Consider the following 17,047-nt stretch of genomic DNA (forward strand, 5'->3'; position numbering starts at 1 on the left):
TTCAATTCTCCAGGTGGTGACGGGATGCCAGCTGGTATCTGACAGCCCCTTGAGGCGCCACCAGCATGGAAACAACGTAAGCCGTGCCCAGCACCACCACGATGAGCGGACTGGTTGGCCAATCAAATACGAAGGACGCGGCCAGCCCTGCGATGCTGGCGCCCATGGCCAATAGCACCGACCCCACCAGCAAGGCGGTCAGGCTGGTGACCCACAGGCGAACGGTGGCGGCAGGCAATACCATCAGCCCGACCGACAGCAAAGTACCCATGGCATGGAAGCCCGCCACCAGGTTGAGCACCATCAACGCCATGAAGACCGCATGTGCCGCACCACCCCAGCGACTGATGCCTTTGAGGAAGTCCGGATCAAAACTGTCCAGCACCAGGGGTCGGCGCAACAACACCATCAGCACCACGGTCAGCACACCTGTGAACACCACAAAGAGCAAGGTCTCCACCTCCAGTGCCAGCACATTGCCAAACAGAACGTGAAGCAGGTCCACGTTGTTGCCTCGCGCCGAAATGAGCATCACACCCAGCGCAAGTGACAGCAAATAGAAGGCGGCCAGGCTGCTGTCCTCCCGAAGCGCACTGCGGCGCGCCACCAGGCCGGCGGTCACCGCCACGGTCAGCCCGGCCACCATGCCTCCCAGTGTCATCGCAGGCAAGGACAGACCGGCCACCAGATAGCCCAACGCCGCGCCCGGGAGGATGGCATGCGCCATGGCGTCGCCGGTCAGGCTCATTCGTCTCAATTGCAGGAATACCCCAACCGGCGCTGCGCCCATTGAGAGAAACACCAGTGCCAGCATGCCGTGCTGCATGAATTCATAAGTCCACCAGCCCTTCATTTGCGCAGCCCCTCAGGCACAGAATCACCTGGGTGCCTGTCCTCCTGACACAGTGGTGCATCATCATCAAATGGCTCCAGCATGGTTTGCGCTCGGCGCCAGTTCGCGTCTGTGAGCACGTCGATCGTGGTGCCGTGTGCCACCAGATGGCGGGCCAGAATCAGAGTCTCGGGAAACCACTGGCGAACCAGTGCCAGGTCGTGCACCACGGCCACCACCGTGCGGCCCTCGGCGTGCCAGGTCTGAATCGCCCGCATCAATGCCGCTGTGGTTCTCTCATCGACGGCGGCAAAGGGCTCGTCCAGCAGCAGCACGTCGGCCTGCTGCACCAGCATCCGGGCGAACAGCGCACGCTGAAACTGTCCGCCGGACAAGGCCCCCACCAACCGGCTTTCAAATCCCTCCAGCCCGACCGTGTGCAAAGCGCCCTCTACCCGATGACGCATGCCATGAGACGTTCGCCCGAGCAACCCCCGTTCGCGCCACAAACCCTGCTCCACCAGCGCGCGCACCGAGAGCGGAAACTGTCGGTCCATCTGACTGAGTTGCGGCAAATAGGCCACTCTCCCGCCCGCCTCGCTCTCCAATCGGCCGCCCATGAGCGGCAGACGGCTGGCCAACACCTTCAACAACGTGCTCTTGCCTGCGCCGTTCGGGCCTACCAGCGCGGTCAGACTGCCCGACTTCAACGCAAAATCCACATGGTGAATGGCCGGGTGCTGCCCGTAGCCAGCCGTCAGGTTCACTGCCCGCAAGACCGTGCGTGCATTCACAGGCCCCGGTGATGCATTGGGTGTTTCCTCAGTGGACACGGGGGAGAAGATGCGGGAGAAAACGAATGGCATACGGGCCGAATGCGCCGGAGCGCAGTTGAACAAGCAAAAAAGGGGAACAGCAGAGAAAGGGAGGAGGGAGGAGGAAAGAAGAGAGAGGGAATAAGGAAAAGGAAAAGGAAAAGGAAAAATTTACCCTGTTTTCGCCACAAAGTTGCATTATCATAACGCAACAAAGCTGTGATAAATTTCAGGCATGGTCAACAGCACTGCTTCATCAACTCGCAAACCCGCCGGTGTTGGCGCCCTTCCCCCCACCATGGTTTCGCGCTTGCGCGATGCAGGGCTGCGCCGAACCCTGGCCACCAGAGCCGTGCTGGGCCTTTTCCTCGCTCGCAAGGGTCAGGGACTCAGCCACACTGAGGTTTTCAGCGAATTGCGTACTCGCGGCATCGATATCGATCGAGTCACGCTTTACCGGCTGCTCGACAGGCTTGCCCTGCATGAAGTGCTGCAACGCGAGGTCGATGAAGCGCGGGCTTTCCGCTACTGGCTGGCTCCTGAAGAAGCTACGGCATCTGCCAGCGCCTCCGTACTGGCCGGCCCGGTTTTCGAATGCAAGCAATGCCACCAGCGCGTGCCGCTGAGCCTGCCCTCAGATGTCTGGGAAGCCTGGTGGCAGAAGACCCGAACCACATTGAAGCGAAACCGGCACCAGGCTCAAGAGCTCCAGGTCAAGGTGTTCGGGCATTGTGCGAGCTGCCAGGAAGAGACGTGATCGAACCAACAGCCCAGCCTGACGCCGCCCATCCAGGCGTTCCGTCTGCCCCACCCGCCGGCCCTGTGGTGCAGACCCGATCGATCGAGTTCCAGTACCCGCGCGCCACCGAGCGAATGGTGTTTGACGATGTTTGCCTCGACGCAGGCGACGTGCTCCTCTTGCTGGGCCGGTCTGGCAGCGGCAAGTCCACCTGGCTGTCGCTGGCAGCGGGGCTGGCCACGCCGTCGGCTGGCAGCGTCGAGATATCTGGCCAGTCTCTGGCGACCATGAGCGCAAGGCAGCGCGACTTGCTGCGCGGCAGTTGCATCGGATTTCTGCCGCAGAAGCTGGCGCTCAGCCACGCGCTGACCGTGTGGCAAAACCTGGCGCTGCCCTACTTTGCCCTGGGTCTCCCACCAGACCGAGAGCGAATCGAAGAGGTTCTCGTCAGCCTCGGCATTCAAGACCTGGCATTGCGCATGCCGGCTCAGCTCTCTGGCGGACAAGCGCAGCGCGTCGCGCTGGCCCGCGCAAGTCTGCGCCGCCCACGCCTGCTGCTCGCCGACGAGCCCACTGGCAGCCTGGACAGCGATGCTGCGGCGGCAGCCCTGTCGCTGCTGATGGCCTGTGCCCGAGAACACGCATCCACTGTTGTCATCGCCACCCATGACGAACGCATCGTGCGGGCTCTGCCCAAAGCCAGGGTCATGTACCTCGACGAAGACGCACAGATGCCCGACGATCAGGAGGCAGCGTCATGAGCGCATGGTCTCTGGCCTGGACCTACCTCTGGTCACGCCCCCTGGGCACCGTGCTCAACATCGTCCTGCTCTCGCTTGGCCTGAGTGCCATGGCGCTGGTCGTCAACGTTCAGGACCAGGTCGACCATGCCTTTGAGCGAGACCTGGCAGGCATCGATGCCGTGGTGGGCGCCAAGGGCAGCCCGATGCAGCTCATTCTCTCGGCGGTCTTCCACATTGATGCGCCCACGGGCAACATCTCCCTGGCCGCAGCCCAGACCGTTGCACAACACCCCCTGGTTCAAAGCGCTATTCCGGTCAGCCTGGGTGACAACGTGGGCGGCTGGAGAATCGTGGGCACCAGCACTGAGCTGGGCAAACTGTATGGCGCCACGCTGCGGGACGGCCGGTGGTGGTCTGCTCCCATGGAGGCAGTCCTCGGCGCCAGCGTGGTGGCGCAACGCCAATGGCCTGTGGGCCAGCGTTTTTACGGCACCCATGGCCTGGGCCAGGGCGGCGCCGTCCACGACGACGGCACACCCTATACCGTCGTGGGCGTGCTTCAGCCATGCCAATGTGTGCTCGACCGGCTGGTGCTCACCGATCAGACATCTGTGTGGCAGATCCATGAAGAGATGCACACCGGCGAAGATCCACTGGATGCGCAAGATCTCGCCGCCATCGCATCCGAGCGCGAGATCACGGCCATGCTCATTCGCTATCGGTCCGATCTCGCTGCGGTCAGTTATCCCCGCTATGTGAACCAGCAAGCCGGCCTGCAGGCTGCGGCGCCGGCCATGGAGATCACACGCTTGCTCAGCATGGTAGGTGTTGGCGCGCAGGCCGCTCGCGGCATGGGCTGGTTGTTGCTCATCATCGCTGCGCTCTCAGTCTTCATCGCCTTGTGGACTGCGCTGCGTGAGCGAAAGACCGACCTGGCCTTGTTGCGCATGCTGGGCGCACCAGCACCTCGCCTGCTGGGCCTGGTGCTGATCGAGGCCTTCTGGCTGGGTGTCATCGCTTCCATCCTGGGCTTGTTGCTGGCACACACCGCCCTGTGGGTGTTGTCCCAGACCAGCGAACTGGCCCGTCATGTGCACTGGAATCCTGGCTGGTGGGCACCTGCCGAATTCGGGCTGCCATTCGTGGCCATCGGCCTGTCATTGTTCGCTGCAGTCGTTCCCGCACTGGCCGCCTACCGCGCCGACACCCGGCCCCTCTTTCATCCAGATCCATCCTGACCCCGCCTGATCGTCGCTTCTCCTCCAGTCCTTTCAATCACTCAGACCTTCACCTGCCACATGGCCAAGTCACATCCTTCCAACAACCTGCCACCTGGGGCAGGCCTTGCCACCCGCTTCTTCGCCATCCGCCACTGCGCGTTGATACTGATCGCCGTGGCTGGTGGCAGCACATGGGCGGCTGCACAACACAGCGAGGAGGAGCGCAAGCAAGACATCCAACGCCATGAAGCCATGGCCGCTGCCCACCAGGCCGCTGCGCAGTGCCTGAAAAGTGGCAAGGATGAGAAAGTCTGTCTGGCCGAGCTTCAACGCGCGTGCAAAGGTCTGGGCATTGGCAAGTACTGCGGCATGAAGCATGCGCACTGAGCTGGTGAACCGGCTCCCCTTCACCACAGCAGGCCATGCCCGACTCTGGGCAGTGGCCGTCTTGGCCATCCTCGCCGTGGTCAGCGCGGTGGTGTTGGCTCTCCTGCTGGTGCCAAAACTCTCCACACCGGAAGAATCACTGCCGCCGCCCCTCCCAGACAAACTCGCTCGCGGGGCGCCACCTTCGCAGCCGCCCTCTGCAGCGCCTTCTCCTCAAGCCGCACCTGCCTCTCCAGAGCCTGACGACACATCCGTCGGCGGTCTGCAACTGAGTTCACCCGTCGCCGGTGTCGCACCTCTGCCAGGCCAGGGCGCCGGCTATCACAGCCCGGAAAGCCCGTTCAAGCCCCCGACCCCGCGCGACGACGTGCTGGACTGGAAAGACCTCACGCAGGTCAAGCAAGTCTTTGTTCGCCGCACCGTCGAAATCACGTTCTCCGAAAAGGTCGAAGCCCTCAACGGGCAAACAGTTCGTATTCAGGGCTTCATGATGCCGCTCGGTGCCGGCGAAGAGCAGCGCCATTTTCTGGTCTCATCGGTCCCTTTGACTTGTGCCTTCTGCACACCTGGAGGGCCAGAGAGCATTGTCGACGTCAAAGCCGTTGAAGACGTGCCCTACTCCATGGATGCCGTGGTGGTCGAGGGCAGGCTCGATGTCCTGCGAAACGACAGCAAAGGCTTTTTCTATCGCCTGCACGATGCGCGCAGTGTGAAGTAGCCAGGCGTTCACCCCGCCACACACCGGTTCAGCGGGCAGTCGCGCCCTGCACCCAGGCCCACCGATCCAGCCCCATCCAGGACCGCAGCCGGATTTCACCTTTGGGCGTCACGCGCAAGGCTCGTGCCTGCGTTCCATCAGCCCGCTCCAGCCAGGCTTCATCCAGACACGCTTGCAACAGCCGCTGCCCGAGCTGCCCTGCCAGATGGCTGCGGCGTTCGCTCCAGTCGAGACAATGCTTGCACATCGGGCGCCTCGATTGCGTCGCCGCATCCAGCCAAGACATCACCTCGTCGGCCGACACCAGCTCCGCTTGCGCCAATGCGCCTGCCAGAGCACTTGCATCCTGGATGGCGCCATTGCCCTCTGCTGCCACCGCTCCTGCCTCGTGCAACTGGTCTGCCAAGGCAACCCCCAGCCGGCCAGCCATGTGGTCATAACAAGACCGCGCCAGCCGCATGGCCGCATCACGCGGCCCGGTGGAAACAACAGCTCCGCCGCCTGAAAGCGCGCCCGCCAAGGCCAGCATGTTCTCGATTGTGGCGGCCACCTCTGATGAGGCGAGCCGAAAGTAGCGGTGCTTGCCTTGCTGCTCCACCGTCAGCAGTTGCGCCTCCATCAGCAACTGCAGGTGCCGGCTGGCGGCTGGCGCCCCAATGGCAGCGACCTTGGCCAGCTCGCCTGCACTCAGCGCCCGCCCGTCCATCAAAGCCAACAGCATGGCCGTGCGAGCGGGCTCGCCGATCAAAGATGCAAGGCTGGACAGCTGGTTGGTCTTCATGCCCACAGTGTGCATCAACACCAACGCCTGCACCACCCACAACACTTCGCTCCAGCGCGAAGCGTGCCTCCCGACACCACTTGCAAGATGGACGCTTCTTCAACACACGGCTGCGCACAGGTTGCGCCACTTTTCAACCGCCATGACCATCACTTGTTTCATTCAATACGAAATCGACCCATTCCAGCGCGATGCCTTCAAGGCCTACGCAGAAAACTGGGGGCGCATCATTCCCCGTTGCGGCGGGCATCTGGTGGGCTACTTCCTGCCGCATGAAGGCAGCAACGACGAAGCCTGGGGCCTGATCGCCTTCCCCTCGCTGGCGGCCTACGAAGCCTATCGCCAACGCTTGCGAGCCGACCCCGAAGGACAGGCCAACTTCGAGTGGGCACAGCAAAAGCGATTCATCCTCAAGGAGAAGCGAACGTTCACCGAAGTGGTCGACGGGACGTTTTGTATTGACCAAGCACCATGCCCGAGCAGCGCGACGACAGGAGCCTTCGCATGATCGCCGTCATTTTCGAAGCCACGCCTTCACCTGACAGCAGACACACCTACCTGGACTTGGCAGCCCAGCTCAGGCCTCAGCTGGAGAACCTGGATGGCTTCATCTCCATCGAACGCTTTGAAAGCCTCACCCAACCCGGCAAGTTGCTTTCGCTGAGCTTCTGGCGAGACGAGTCGGCAGTCAGCGCCTGGCGCGAAGCACCGGATCATCGCGCTGCACAGAAGGCCGGCCGCCAAGGCGTCTTCAGCCACTACCGGCTGCGCGTTGCGCAGGTGATCAGAGACTATGGCTCTGACAGCAGGGCACAGGCGCCCCTGGGGCACAGCAGCTGAACCGCGGGCAAGCGTGCCCCACCTACGCCTATGTCATGCGTGCCTGCCCTGGTGTCCGTAGCTGTTGTTTGAAGAACGGCTGCCTGGCCGGTGGTGCGGATGGGTTTTCTGTCGGGGCTTCGGCGGCGCTCCACCGATGACTTGCCGACGGTGCACCGAAGAAAATCGTCGCAGCAAGGGGCGCTCCACCAAGTAATAGCTCATTGCCGCCAGCGCGATGGTGGCCAGCAGGCTGACCGCCAGAATCACCAGCGATCCTTCTGGCGTATTGAAGCTGCGGGGAAACCAACGATCGGCAAAGCTGAGAACCGGAAGGTGCCACAGGTAGATGCCGTAGCTCAGCTCACCCAGCCACACCATGGGCTTTGCGCCCAGCCAGTGCGTCCCCCGTACAGGCGACTGCAGCAGCCAGATCACCAACGCGATCCATGGCCCCAGAAGAATGCGCCAAAGATCAATCGACCAGTGATAGCGGGGCAACACGTCCTGCACCCAGTGGCCCCACCACAGAACTAGCAAGTACACCGCCACGGCCACCCACAGCGCGCGCTCTTGCGCTTTTGGCCCCAGGCGCATGGGCACATGGTGCAGCAGCATCCCCAGCACAAAGATGATTTGCATACCGGGCAGGTAGGCAGACATGTCGCTGACCACGCTGTGCACAACGCCCAGAGGCTCTGGCAAAGCACTGCCAAACACCACCAACAAGTGAAAAGTTGCCACAAGGCCCAGCACTGGCCACGGCCCAACTCTGCGATAGAGAATGAGCAGAAATGGCAACAACAGATAGAAGCTGAACTCGGTCACCAATGACCAATAAACGTTGTTGTAAGAGGCCACCCCCGTTCCCAATGGCCGCATCCAAAGGGTGGCATTGCCGATCACGCGCACCCAGTCCACTTCAGGCAGATACCCCAGCGCGACCACCAGTGGCAACAAGGTAGCCAGCTGCAGCCACAAGGCCGGATAGATGCGAAGAACCCGCCGTTTCCAGAACTGGAGTATGTCGCCCAGAGCCAGGCGCTTGTGCCACACCGTGCCCGCCAACACGTAGCCAGAGAGAAGGAAAAACCAGTCCACCCCCACCCAACCCATGCGTGGCAGCATGAGCAAGTCCCACTCGGTGCCCAGCGCCGGCACCTCTCGGACCTCGTCTGCAAAGTACGGAAACCGCCCCAGCCAGTGAAAAAGCAGCACTGACAACGCTGCCAGCCCCCGGAGTCCGTGCAAGGAAGCGTTGAAATGCATCATGATCACCCTCCCTTGTCAGGACCGCCGCAGGCGAAGAAACGCCCTAAGAGAGGTAAGGTCGGCCGCATCGGAGCGCCGGCCAGGCGGAAAAAAGCAAGGGGCAAGACACCCCATCTCCGCTCCGGCGCTGTGACCAAGGCTTGAACAAGCAACGCTGGCCGTGACACTGAAACTGAAGCTAACACTGAAGCAATCACTGACACTGACTCAGACGCCTCTTCAGTCGAAGCTAACCTATTCGTGAGCCAGGCAAGAGCGCATGACATCGCCTCCTGCATCGCGGGTCCTCCTTTTTTTCTTGTTCGCAGGCGCTCTGCGCACACGCCCGCTCAATCCGAACGCCACCCTCCCCGGAGGCATTCGCTGTCACTCACGTTGATTATTGCAGCCTACGCCTTACGCCTGCTGACACACCTGCCAGGCATCCCTTCAAGCCTCTCTCGCAGGTTCATCTCTACCAAGGATATGTAGCTCGAACTCGCTCGCTTCCACCTCCCACTTCACATGGGAAGAAAAGCCTTGGAGGCTTCCCTCAAAGGAAAAAGTCTCAGTAGCGCCCGAGAAGTCTCCTTCGTACTCACTACGAACGGGATGGCTCCAAACCACCTCACCGTCGACACGGCGATGCGTACGCACCTCTCTCAAGCATCGGCGGACACCAACAAATACTAGAAGGCAGTGCCCAACAAAGCCACCTTCATTTCGACGGGAAAACCGATCAATCAAATACTGATCAGGCGCGAGCCAATGGTTGACATAGATGGACGCGGAACCACCGTCGAACAAGAGGGCGCCATACTGGCAATTGAACGTCTCGATTGCACTCCAGCAGTTCTTCACGATCTGCATATCTCTCTCCTCGATTAGCGCGACCGCAATTGTCAGGTCTTGTGTCTTGCCCCTGAGGCAAGTGAGATGGCAAAAGGCAAGACGCGACCTCACCGCCCCCGCGCGGCGCTCTGCCCCCCACACGCGAACCGCGTCAATCGCTCGAACGCCCTGGAAAGGAACCTAGCTCAGTGAACCGCCGAAACCCTTCCTCGATTTCAGGCCATCGCTCTGGGTGTTGGACACCAAAGGCCAGCAGACTCTCTCGAACAGCACGCCAGAACACTTCCCTGCTGTAGATGTGATATCTGGGGGTGACGTCGCAATGGTCTACGCCAAACAGCTCTTGTACGCCTTGATCTTGCAACCTCTTCAGATCAAGAATCTCTTCTTCTGCCCAGCGCCACGGCGGAAGGGAAAAATCTACTGGATGTCCTTCTTCGAATAGGAAATACCTGCTGATCGTCCAACCCGGCTCCCCTGATACCTGGGCAAACTCTTCGTCTGCAAGCTCCTCTAGGAAATCAAAAGGCGAAACCAACTTATCAGAGGGAGAGTCTGATTGGTGATAGCCACACATTGACCACCAGATGGCGTCGTATAGCGGCCATTCTTCATCTGAAACAGGAAACTTGACGCTCATGGAGTCATGTCTTTCGCATATTCGGAAGGCACGACTAGAGCAACGACGGTGTCAGATACCGTCTTGAAAGTCAAGCTTTCCAACCAGGAATCGGGCATCAAATGCCCGACCTGACTTGGGTACCCCGTAGATCAATCGCACTAGCTTGTGCATGCAGGCCAGGATCACGGCCTTGGGCCTGAGGCCTTCAGCGGCCAGCCGGTCCCCAAAGGTCTTGAGCAATGGGTTGTGACGGCGGGCCACCATTGAAGGCATGAACAACAAAGCATGGCGCACGGCGGCATGCCCGCTTCTGGTAATCACGCTTCTTCCTCGCACCGACGTACCCGACTCTTTGAGCTTGGGCGTGACACCGACAAACGCTGCCAGGGCCTTGGCGTTCTTGAAGCGTTGCACGTCCCCCAGATAGGCCAGTACCTTGGCTGCCGTGATGCTGCCCATGCAAGGAATGCTGGCAATGAGTTCAGCGTCGCGCTTGAGATCAGGGTGGCGGTCGATGTGATCATCGATCTTGGATTCCAGCTCCGCAATGCTGCGCTTGAGCCAATCGATATGGCTGAGCAGTGACTCGCGCATGGCGTCTTGCTCACCCACGGCCTCCAGGCGGTTTCTCTCTTGCTGCAGCATGTCCTTGAGGGCCTGCAAGCGGTCGATCAAAGAGCGCAGCTCCCGCACTTCAACTGGTGCTGGCTGCCAGGTCTCGGGCTGCATGAGCAGTGCAAAGCGAGCGAGCAAGCCCGCATCGGCCTTGTCTGTCTTGTTGCGTTGCATGGTGCCTTGGGCAAAGCCTTTGACTCGAGCAGGGTTGACCACGCTCACGCGCCAGCCCTGGTCGCACAGGTACGTCGCCACGCCTTCGCTGGAAGGGCCGGTGGCTTCCAAGCAGACATGCAACTGGTCTGCACTGCAGTCACGGTCGATCAACCATTGGTGAAGCTGCTCGAAGCCCTGGGGCGAGTTCTTGAACACGCGGGACTTCACTTTGCCCGAGGCGCTGCTGAGCAGCGCCACATCAAGCTTGGCTTTGGACACGTCGATTCCCAGCACATGAGAGACATGGGCGCCGGGGTGAAAGTGATCGTCAGATTTGCCGTTCATCGCATCGGACCTTCCTCGTATGCGGGTATGCTGCCAGCAAAGCAACAAGGCATTGCCGGGCACCCCAAGTTACCGTTCGGTCTTGTTGAAACGAAGAAACGGCCGGGAGCACCTATCTGACCCACGGGCTTGGGGTTCACCACCCTCATGAAGGAGAAGAACCCTGGCCCCAAGTCTTGCCAGCATCATCCCGACCGGCCAGCTCAACATCGGTTGTTTTAACCTCTATTGTGTCGACAGGGGGAAGATACGAGGTCTTGCGTTCTTCCCCATAGGCCTATGAGATGGCAGAAGACAAGACCCGCCTCCAGCGCCCCTCCTATTGGGTCGACAGGGGGAAGATACGAGGTCTTGTGTTTTGCCCCGGAGCCCGAAGAGAAGGCAAAGGCAAGACCCCAGCACCTCCTCCACGTTGCTGCCCTGTCTCAAACGTGGCATCACTCTCTGCCGTTTCCACTTGGTCCGTCAATATCCAGTCCCAAATACTCTGGGGGGGTAGGGTCGAAGACACTACTCCACGTTCCACCTTCAACCAAGTTTAGCCAGCCGTGCGACGCGTAGAAAAATTTCAACGCAATGATTCGATAGCTAGTCGAATCGACCTTCCGTAGCGAAACGAGCGAATCCTTAACATGCGTGAACTCACCCCCAGCACCTGCAGGCGCCCTATCCGCAACGAGTTCTGGGGTCCAACCTGTCACCTGTCCGATGATCCCTGGGAAGAGCAATGGGAATTCCAACGTAAAAGTCTTCGAGCCAGATACCTTAGCAAGGCTCGGAATATCAACCTGACGAACCATGCCTTCGCAGATCAGATTATCAGGAAATGCTATGTTCAGAGTTATTGCATCGTTCATTTCAAAGCTGCCTTTGGAACAACTACTTCCCCTGTGAAATTAGCCTGAAACGTTTCGATCGGACTGAAATACTGGCGTCCATGTACGTCGGTGTCAGGTCTTGCGTTTTGCCCCTGTGGTCGGAGAGAGGCAAAAGGCAAGACGCGACCCCACCGACCCCGCGCTCAGGCGCTTCAGTCCCAGCCGAACACTTCTTTTTCGTTGGCGTACATACTGTCGTAGTGCTTCATTGTCCAGCTCTTCGTGGGCATCACAGGATCTTTGTTGTTGTGATCGCTCGCAGTAAATTCGAGGCGATGTCCACAGTAGTCATGAATGACTTTTGAAAAGCCCCAGCATAGTCTGGAAAGTAGTTGATCGTACTCAGCAAGAAACTTCTCATCGAAACGCCAATATTGATCATACGAACCACAAAAGTGAATCGTCTGAAAAGTCACTGAATTATCACTGCTTGGCGGAGTGACTGAAAACATATCCCTGATCAGCATCCCGCCATGAACTGGCAAACCCCTCAAGACCCTATTGTTGTTTTCATAGATTTCTTGTTCATGACCGCCGAATGACACAGCCGCGATGTAACCATAGATCATGCAAGACATCTAAAACATCCTATCAAAACCCGAAGGGATTGCAAATACATCATTCACCACAATCACCTAATGATCATCAATTTTGACTTTTTAGATTCAGGTAACTTTGATATCCATTTATTTATTTTTGATTGATTTTCAACCGTGAGGTTTCCAAAACCCAAGAAGGTCATATCCGCTTTTCCCAAGTGGTCATTCGGGGATTCAACAGTTTTTGGCCAGTTTTTCTCAAGACTTCTATTTATAAACTTGGCAGCACCTGTATCAGTGAACATGAAATCACCAGTTTTGCCAGCATAGGGTCCACTCTCAAATTGAAAGTCTGGACTCTTTGGACGTGCACCCTTCGACGTTGGAGGTTCCAACATTCGAATCGTACTCCCAGTTGCATTTTCCAGATGAGCGGCATGTACGTCGGTGTCAGGTCTTGCGTTTTGCCCCTGCGGTCGGAGAGAGGGCAAAAGGCAATACCCGACCCCAGCGCCTCTTGGCGAACCGCGTCAATCGCTCGAACGCCCTGGAAAGGAGCCTAGCTCAGTGAACCGCCGAAACCCTTCTTCGATTTCAGGCCATCGCTCTGGGTGTTGGGCACCAAAGGCCAGCAGGCTCTCTCGAACAGCACGCCAGAACACTTCGCTGCTGTAGACGTGCTCTCTAGGTTTAACGTCACTATGGTCAATGAAATACGCGGTAGTCGCTCCGTTGTCTCTCCAGCCATCCAGCGTTTCAACGAACGCTTGATCAAACGGGTTTTCGGAGAATCGATCTTTATATGTCGCCAATGTCAATCGAATAATCGACCAACCTGGTTCTCCTGACGCCCACGGAAATTCCTCGTCTGCAAGCTCTTCGAGAAATCCATAGACGAGTTCCCTATTTGGATCACATGACTCGCTCAACCCCCAAATGGCATATGCCACGACGTCATAAAGCGACTCTTCGTCTGGTGTGCATTTCATATCACCTGAAATCACGGTGCTACTCCCTTCGGATAGGCGGTGGGCACGTAGGTGATGTTCCCCAAAGACCGATGAGATGGCAAATGCAAGACCCGACCCCAGCAACCTGTCATGCCTTCCACATGATCCGATCCAAGTTCTTGTTATCTCCGCTTGTCAAGGCACTTCGATTTTGAGGTGTATCTGAAATCCAGGCACCGTCAAAATTACAGTTCACGAAGCGGGCAGATCCGATGCTTGCATCCCTGAGGTCAGAGTCGTCGAACCGGCAGTCTTCAAAATATGCTCCGTCTAGATTTGCTCCAGTGAAGTCGCAACGTGCAAAGTCAGTTTTATCTGCCACAACGCGTTTCAGACTGCATCCGGTGAAATCCGTTGGGGTACCTGAAAACATCTTGTCGCTTGCGCCGCTCAGATCGACTGCCGCGCTACCGCCAAAGAAGAAAGACTTTGAAAACACACTGTCATCGAAATTTGCCTCGCGCGCATAGAACGGAGACATCTGAGCGTGCACAAATCGGGAGTTCCCAAAGTTAGCGCGGCGTGCGGTCCCACCTTGAAAGCCCGTCTTGACGAACATGCATCCGATCATTGAAGCATCGTCCAAAACATGCCCCATATCCTGGTCGCCAAACACTTTTCGGTCGAGGTTGATTTGCCGGCAGTCCAGCAAGGATGGCGCATTGGGATGGTAGTAAGGTTGCAGCATAGGCGCCTCACCAGAACGATACCAATCGCTAACGCTCATCCCTCGCGGAGTGCCCTCCTTCAAGACAACCTCTTGGTAGATTTCTTGGTAGGTCGGGTCTTCAACCCACCTGCTACGAAGTTCGTTCATATATATCGTCACTCAACTGCGGGAACGTCAGTGTCAGATGCTCTTTCGCCCCAGAGGCCGACGGGAAGGCAAACGGCAAGACTCGGCCCCAACGACCCTCCCTCGAACCCATCGCTACCGGCTCTAATGAAGAAACCCTGCAGGCACTGTATCCGTTAACCAAACGCCGTTGTCTGCCCGGAAAAACTTGAAGCCTTCATTCCACATCGCTCCGGCGTCTACCTCAAGTACCACCGGCGAGCCATGTCTTTGGCCCACTCTCACTGCTGTATCTCTGCTCTCTGACAAATGGACCTGCTGCCTTTCTCGCGGCAGAAGTCCTTGCTCCTGAATTGAATCCAGAAACCGCGTCGCCGTTCCATGGAAAAGCACTTGGGGTGGCTTCTCCGGCTGGAGCGCGAGCTCAACATTGACGGAATGCCCCTGTGCGGCACGTATGCGCAACCCGTCTGCCGACAAGCTGAAGCGCTTTTTGTCGCTTGCAGCGACCACCTCCAGTACATCGTCCCTACTGCCCGCCAATCGATTGGCAACACAGGCTTCAACCAAGCGGTCAAGCTCAGTCCAGGCTTCAGCATCCAGCTCCAGGTGAGCTTCCTCTGGACGGTGGCGCAACACGTAGCTCATGTATTTGCTCAGAGCTTGCTGCTGGTCTTTGTTCATGCCGATCCTTGGGGCCAGTCACACTCACCATCAGTGCAGTCGCGAATCTCCTCTGACAACCAAGCGTCAAAATTTGCGCGTTCGTACCGGTTGGCACGATTGCCAAAATCGTAAACGTACACCTTCGGATTTCCCGACGTATCGGTGGACTTGAAGCACGCGGCCCAGTCACCGTTGCGCGCAAAACAAATCAGGTTGTCCTCGCCAGTAAGGTCTCGGTGCAACGCCATGACATCTCCCAATGGTCTGTCTCCGTTCACAAACCACCACGGAAAATGGCGAACTTTACCTAACGGCTTGGTCGAGACCGACAAGGCCAAATAGCTTGCGGGGTAGGCGAAGCCATGAGGTAGATCGGTCTCGGGGTACGTTTTGAAAGAATCTCTCATGTCGAGTTAGGCACGAATCGAATCAGCCCCCAGTGGATGCCTGTATCAGGTATTGCGTTTATCCCCAGAGGCCTATGAGGTGGCAAAAGGCAAGACGCGACCCCAACGACTATCACGACCCCGGCAACCCGAACGCGTTCACGGCCGAATAGCACGCTCTATTCTTGCTCGTCCGCAGCTTTGAATTGCTGCGCATCCGCTATTGCAGCTTTTAACCAAGCATCAAAGTTGATGACGTGACCACGATCTTCCCAACCTGGCGAAGCATAGGTGTGGACGTAGTGCACGATTGGATCGCTTGAAGGCCCACTCGCATCGAAGCAGACCACATCATCAGTGTGCTCCATCTTGGCAAAGGGAACCAATCGCCGGTTGGGGTATTGCTCGCGAACGGTTTTTAACCACGCCTCAGAAGTACCCGCGTATTTATGTAGAAACCACCACGGTTTCAGATCCGGCAACGGCTCGAGCTTTATGAATTCCATAAACGACTTCGGATACACGAATCCATCAGGCAACTGAATATTCTCAAATTGGCTTTTGATGTTCATGTTACGGCTTCCCTGTCACTTTTGGAGGAGTAGGCGATCCGTTGGGATTGGCATTTCCAAAGCTTGACGGCTTTTGATTGCTAATACGTCCCGTCAGAGCCTCGCCCCAAGTCGTAGCATCCCCAAATCTACGGTTCGCAATCATGTCAGCAGGCAGAGGGTCATTGAAGCCGCGAACGTTGGCTTGAACGTCAATTCCGGCGTCTCGTGCTGCTCTAATCCGAGTGTTATCCATGCTGGTGAAGGCACCGTCCGGCATCTTCACGACATCAACAGGATCACCCTTCCAACCACCTGTCTTCATGCTCTGAACCAAGTCGTCATACGTGTATTTTTCGCCGGATATACGATCAACTTTGTTGTATGAAACTGTGTTTTGAGAGAACCGGACATCATTGGCGGCCAATGACTCAATTCGCACTCCCCCACTCGCCCCAACCCCCTTACCCACCGCAGGCCCATCAACCTTGTTGGCAAGCCTGGCGGCATCTTGTGCGGCTTCAATGGCCTTGTCAAACTTTTTGATCGATCCGATCGCCCCGCCACCGACGGGAAGGTTGGCGACCTGTTGGGCCATGAGGCTCCCGATCTCATTGCCATCGCCGCTCTCATACGCCTGCGCGAGCTTCTCGCGGTCTTCTGGCGTCATGACACCAATCAGGTAAGGCCAGTTGGAGGGCTCCGCAACGTAGTCCCATCCCGCGCCAGCGCCTTGTTTGATGTCCTCCCAGGCTTGCTTGTCTCCAGTGGCCGCCGCGAACAGCGTCTTGCCCGCACTCGCTGCCCCTTTTTGCGGATTCTTTCACGGCCTCCCAGCCGCCCTGGGCTGCACCTTTCAGCTTGCCGTCTACCGTCGAGCCCGCCAGATCCAGTGTTTCCGATTTCTCAGAATGGAAACTCAATGTCGCGCCGCTAACAAACGACTCCTTGCGTATGTATTCGGCTGCGGCAAACCGCACCTCATTGAACGTCTCTTGGCACTTTGCCGAACTTGATCCCTCGCAGGCAGCCAGTTCTTGGTTGCGGGCTTCGTCTACCTCTTTGAGGCGTGTGATTTCTGCTTTGCAGTTGCCATCGCACTTGCCGAAGAGCTCCTTGTCTTTCAGCGCTTGTAGTTTTTTGGCCTCGTCGTGCTTCAAATAATTGTTCGCCACCGCATTGGAGCCGGTGATCTGCCCCATGTTCATGTTGGCTTGCAGGTCCCGTGTGGTGTCGCCTGCCAGAGCGCCGCCCACGCCACCGGCCACACTGCCGGCCAGGCCGGTGATGAAGACGGTGTTCTCGTTGATTGTTTTGCCGGGCACA

At 58.1% G+C, this 17,047-nt stretch carries 23 protein-coding genes; 7 read left to right on the forward strand and 16 right to left on the reverse strand.

The annotated features are described in order from the left end of the window. Window position 1: 1 nt before the first annotated feature. Window positions 2–826 carry a metal ABC transporter permease gene (locus ABWV89_RS17845; protein WP_353400042.1) on the reverse strand — a complete coding sequence of 275 codons (825 nt, stop codon included), beginning with the start codon at window positions 824–826 and terminating at the stop codon, window positions 2–4. A 23-nt stretch (window positions 827–849) separates the two neighbouring features. Then, window positions 850–1,698 (reverse strand): zinc ABC transporter ATP-binding protein AztA, encoded by an 849-nt coding sequence (gene aztA, locus ABWV89_RS17850; RefSeq protein WP_353400045.1) that lies wholly within the window; start codon window positions 1,696–1,698, stop codon window positions 850–852. Window positions 1,699–1,882: 184 nt separating this feature from the next. On the opposite strand from aztA, the gene ABWV89_RS17855 reads away from it, so the two are divergent. The 5 genes from ABWV89_RS17855 to ABWV89_RS17875 are packed head-to-tail and all read left to right on the forward strand — an operon-like array spanning window position 1,883 to window position 5,454. Continuing rightward, window positions 1,883–2,404 (forward strand): hypothetical protein, encoded by a 522-nt coding sequence (locus ABWV89_RS17855; RefSeq protein WP_353400048.1) that lies wholly within the window; start codon window positions 1,883–1,885, stop codon window positions 2,402–2,404. Next, window positions 2,401–3,147, forward strand: coding sequence for an ABC transporter ATP-binding protein (locus ABWV89_RS17860; RefSeq protein WP_353400051.1), 747 nt, complete (start codon window positions 2,401–2,403; stop codon window positions 3,145–3,147). The genes ABWV89_RS17855 and ABWV89_RS17860 overlap by 4 nt, the downstream gene beginning before the upstream one ends. Further along, window positions 3,144–4,367 (forward strand): ABC transporter permease, encoded by a 1,224-nt coding sequence (locus tag ABWV89_RS17865; RefSeq protein ID WP_353400054.1) that lies wholly within the window; start codon window positions 3,144–3,146, stop codon window positions 4,365–4,367. Before ABWV89_RS17860 ends, ABWV89_RS17865 begins: the two co-directional genes overlap by 4 nt. A 60-nt stretch (window positions 4,368–4,427) precedes the next feature. Further along, window positions 4,428–4,736 (forward strand): hypothetical protein, encoded by a 309-nt coding sequence (locus ABWV89_RS17870; protein WP_353400057.1) that lies wholly within the window; start codon window positions 4,428–4,430, stop codon window positions 4,734–4,736. Continuing rightward, window positions 4,726–5,454, forward strand: a complete 729-nt coding sequence (locus ABWV89_RS17875) for a DUF3299 domain-containing protein (RefSeq protein WP_353400060.1) — start codon at window positions 4,726–4,728, stop codon at window positions 5,452–5,454. Before ABWV89_RS17870 ends, ABWV89_RS17875 begins: the two co-directional genes overlap by 11 nt. A 28-nt stretch (window positions 5,455–5,482) precedes the next feature. Here the strand turns inward: ABWV89_RS17875 and ABWV89_RS17880 are convergent, their stop codons facing one another. Next, on the reverse strand, window positions 5,483–6,235 hold the full coding sequence (locus ABWV89_RS17880) for an ArsR/SmtB family transcription factor (RefSeq protein WP_353400063.1): 753 nt from the start codon (window positions 6,233–6,235) through the stop codon (window positions 5,483–5,485). 142 nt (window positions 6,236–6,377) lie between these two features. Here ABWV89_RS17880 and ABWV89_RS17885 point away from each other — a divergent pair, with 142 nt between their 5' ends. Beyond that, a complete protein-coding gene (locus ABWV89_RS17885; protein WP_353400066.1) occupies window positions 6,378–6,743 on the forward strand; it encodes an NIPSNAP family protein in 366 nt (121 codons plus the stop codon). Continuing rightward, window positions 6,740–7,075, forward strand: a complete 336-nt coding sequence (locus tag ABWV89_RS17890) for an antibiotic biosynthesis monooxygenase family protein (protein WP_353400069.1) — start codon at window positions 6,740–6,742, stop codon at window positions 7,073–7,075. The genes ABWV89_RS17885 and ABWV89_RS17890 overlap by 4 nt, the downstream gene beginning before the upstream one ends. 33 nt (window positions 7,076–7,108) lie before the next feature. Here the strand turns inward: ABWV89_RS17890 and ABWV89_RS17895 are convergent, their stop codons facing one another. The 13 genes from ABWV89_RS17895 to ABWV89_RS17955 form a co-directional block, all read right to left on the reverse strand. After that, a complete protein-coding gene (locus ABWV89_RS17895; RefSeq protein ID WP_353400072.1) occupies window positions 7,109–8,326 on the reverse strand; it encodes an acyltransferase family protein in 1,218 nt (405 codons plus the stop codon). Between the two features lie 429 nt (window positions 8,327–8,755). Beyond that, complete coding sequence (locus ABWV89_RS17900; protein WP_353400075.1) at window positions 8,756–9,175, reverse strand: hypothetical protein; 420 nt, start codon at window positions 9,173–9,175, stop codon at window positions 8,756–8,758. Between the two features lie 133 nt (window positions 9,176–9,308). Next, the gene (locus ABWV89_RS17905) at window positions 9,309–9,797 is read right to left on the reverse strand and encodes a hypothetical protein (RefSeq protein ID WP_353400077.1); all 489 of its coding nucleotides are present in this window, start codon (window positions 9,795–9,797) and stop codon (window positions 9,309–9,311) included. Window positions 9,798–9,848: 51 nt separating this feature from the next. After that, complete coding sequence (locus ABWV89_RS17910) at window positions 9,849–10,895, reverse strand: IS110 family RNA-guided transposase (protein WP_353400080.1); 1,047 nt, start codon at window positions 10,893–10,895, stop codon at window positions 9,849–9,851. Window positions 10,896–11,332: 437 nt separating this feature from the next. After that, on the reverse strand, window positions 11,333–11,752 hold the full coding sequence (locus ABWV89_RS17915) for a hypothetical protein (RefSeq protein WP_353400083.1): 420 nt from the start codon (window positions 11,750–11,752) through the stop codon (window positions 11,333–11,335). A gap of 173 nt (window positions 11,753–11,925) precedes the next feature. Further along, the gene (locus ABWV89_RS17920; RefSeq protein ID WP_353400085.1) at window positions 11,926–12,342 is read right to left on the reverse strand and encodes a hypothetical protein; all 417 of its coding nucleotides are present in this window, start codon (window positions 12,340–12,342) and stop codon (window positions 11,926–11,928) included. A gap of 62 nt (window positions 12,343–12,404) precedes the next feature. Further along, on the reverse strand, window positions 12,405–12,803 hold the full coding sequence (locus tag ABWV89_RS17925) for a hypothetical protein (protein WP_353400088.1): 399 nt from the start codon (window positions 12,801–12,803) through the stop codon (window positions 12,405–12,407). Between the two features lie 39 nt (window positions 12,804–12,842). Next, window positions 12,843–13,316 (reverse strand): hypothetical protein, encoded by a 474-nt coding sequence (locus tag ABWV89_RS17930; RefSeq protein WP_353400091.1) that lies wholly within the window; start codon window positions 13,314–13,316, stop codon window positions 12,843–12,845. 94 nt (window positions 13,317–13,410) lie between these two features. After that, a complete protein-coding gene (locus ABWV89_RS17935; protein ID WP_353400094.1) occupies window positions 13,411–14,139 on the reverse strand; it encodes a pentapeptide repeat-containing protein in 729 nt (242 codons plus the stop codon). Between the two features lie 123 nt (window positions 14,140–14,262). Further along, entirely contained in the window at window positions 14,263–14,802 is a 540-nt protein-coding gene (locus tag ABWV89_RS17940; RefSeq protein WP_353400097.1) for an RNA 2'-phosphotransferase, read from the reverse strand. A gap of 547 nt (window positions 14,803–15,349) precedes the next feature. Then, complete coding sequence (locus ABWV89_RS17945; protein WP_353400100.1) at window positions 15,350–15,742, reverse strand: hypothetical protein; 393 nt, start codon at window positions 15,740–15,742, stop codon at window positions 15,350–15,352. A gap of 1 nt (window position 15,743) precedes the next feature. Further along, entirely contained in the window at window positions 15,744–16,391 is a 648-nt protein-coding gene (locus tag ABWV89_RS17950) for a hypothetical protein (protein WP_353400103.1), read from the reverse strand. After that, window positions 16,351–17,047: DUF6862 domain-containing protein (locus ABWV89_RS17955; protein WP_353400106.1), on the reverse strand; the 697-nt coding region annotated here is incomplete at its 5' end. The genes ABWV89_RS17955 and ABWV89_RS17950, both read right to left, overlap by 41 nt.

It is taken from the genome of Hydrogenophaga sp. 5NK40-0174 (assembly GCF_040372165.1).
GTDB lineage: Bacteria > Pseudomonadota > Gammaproteobacteria > Burkholderiales > Burkholderiaceae_C > Hydrogenophaga.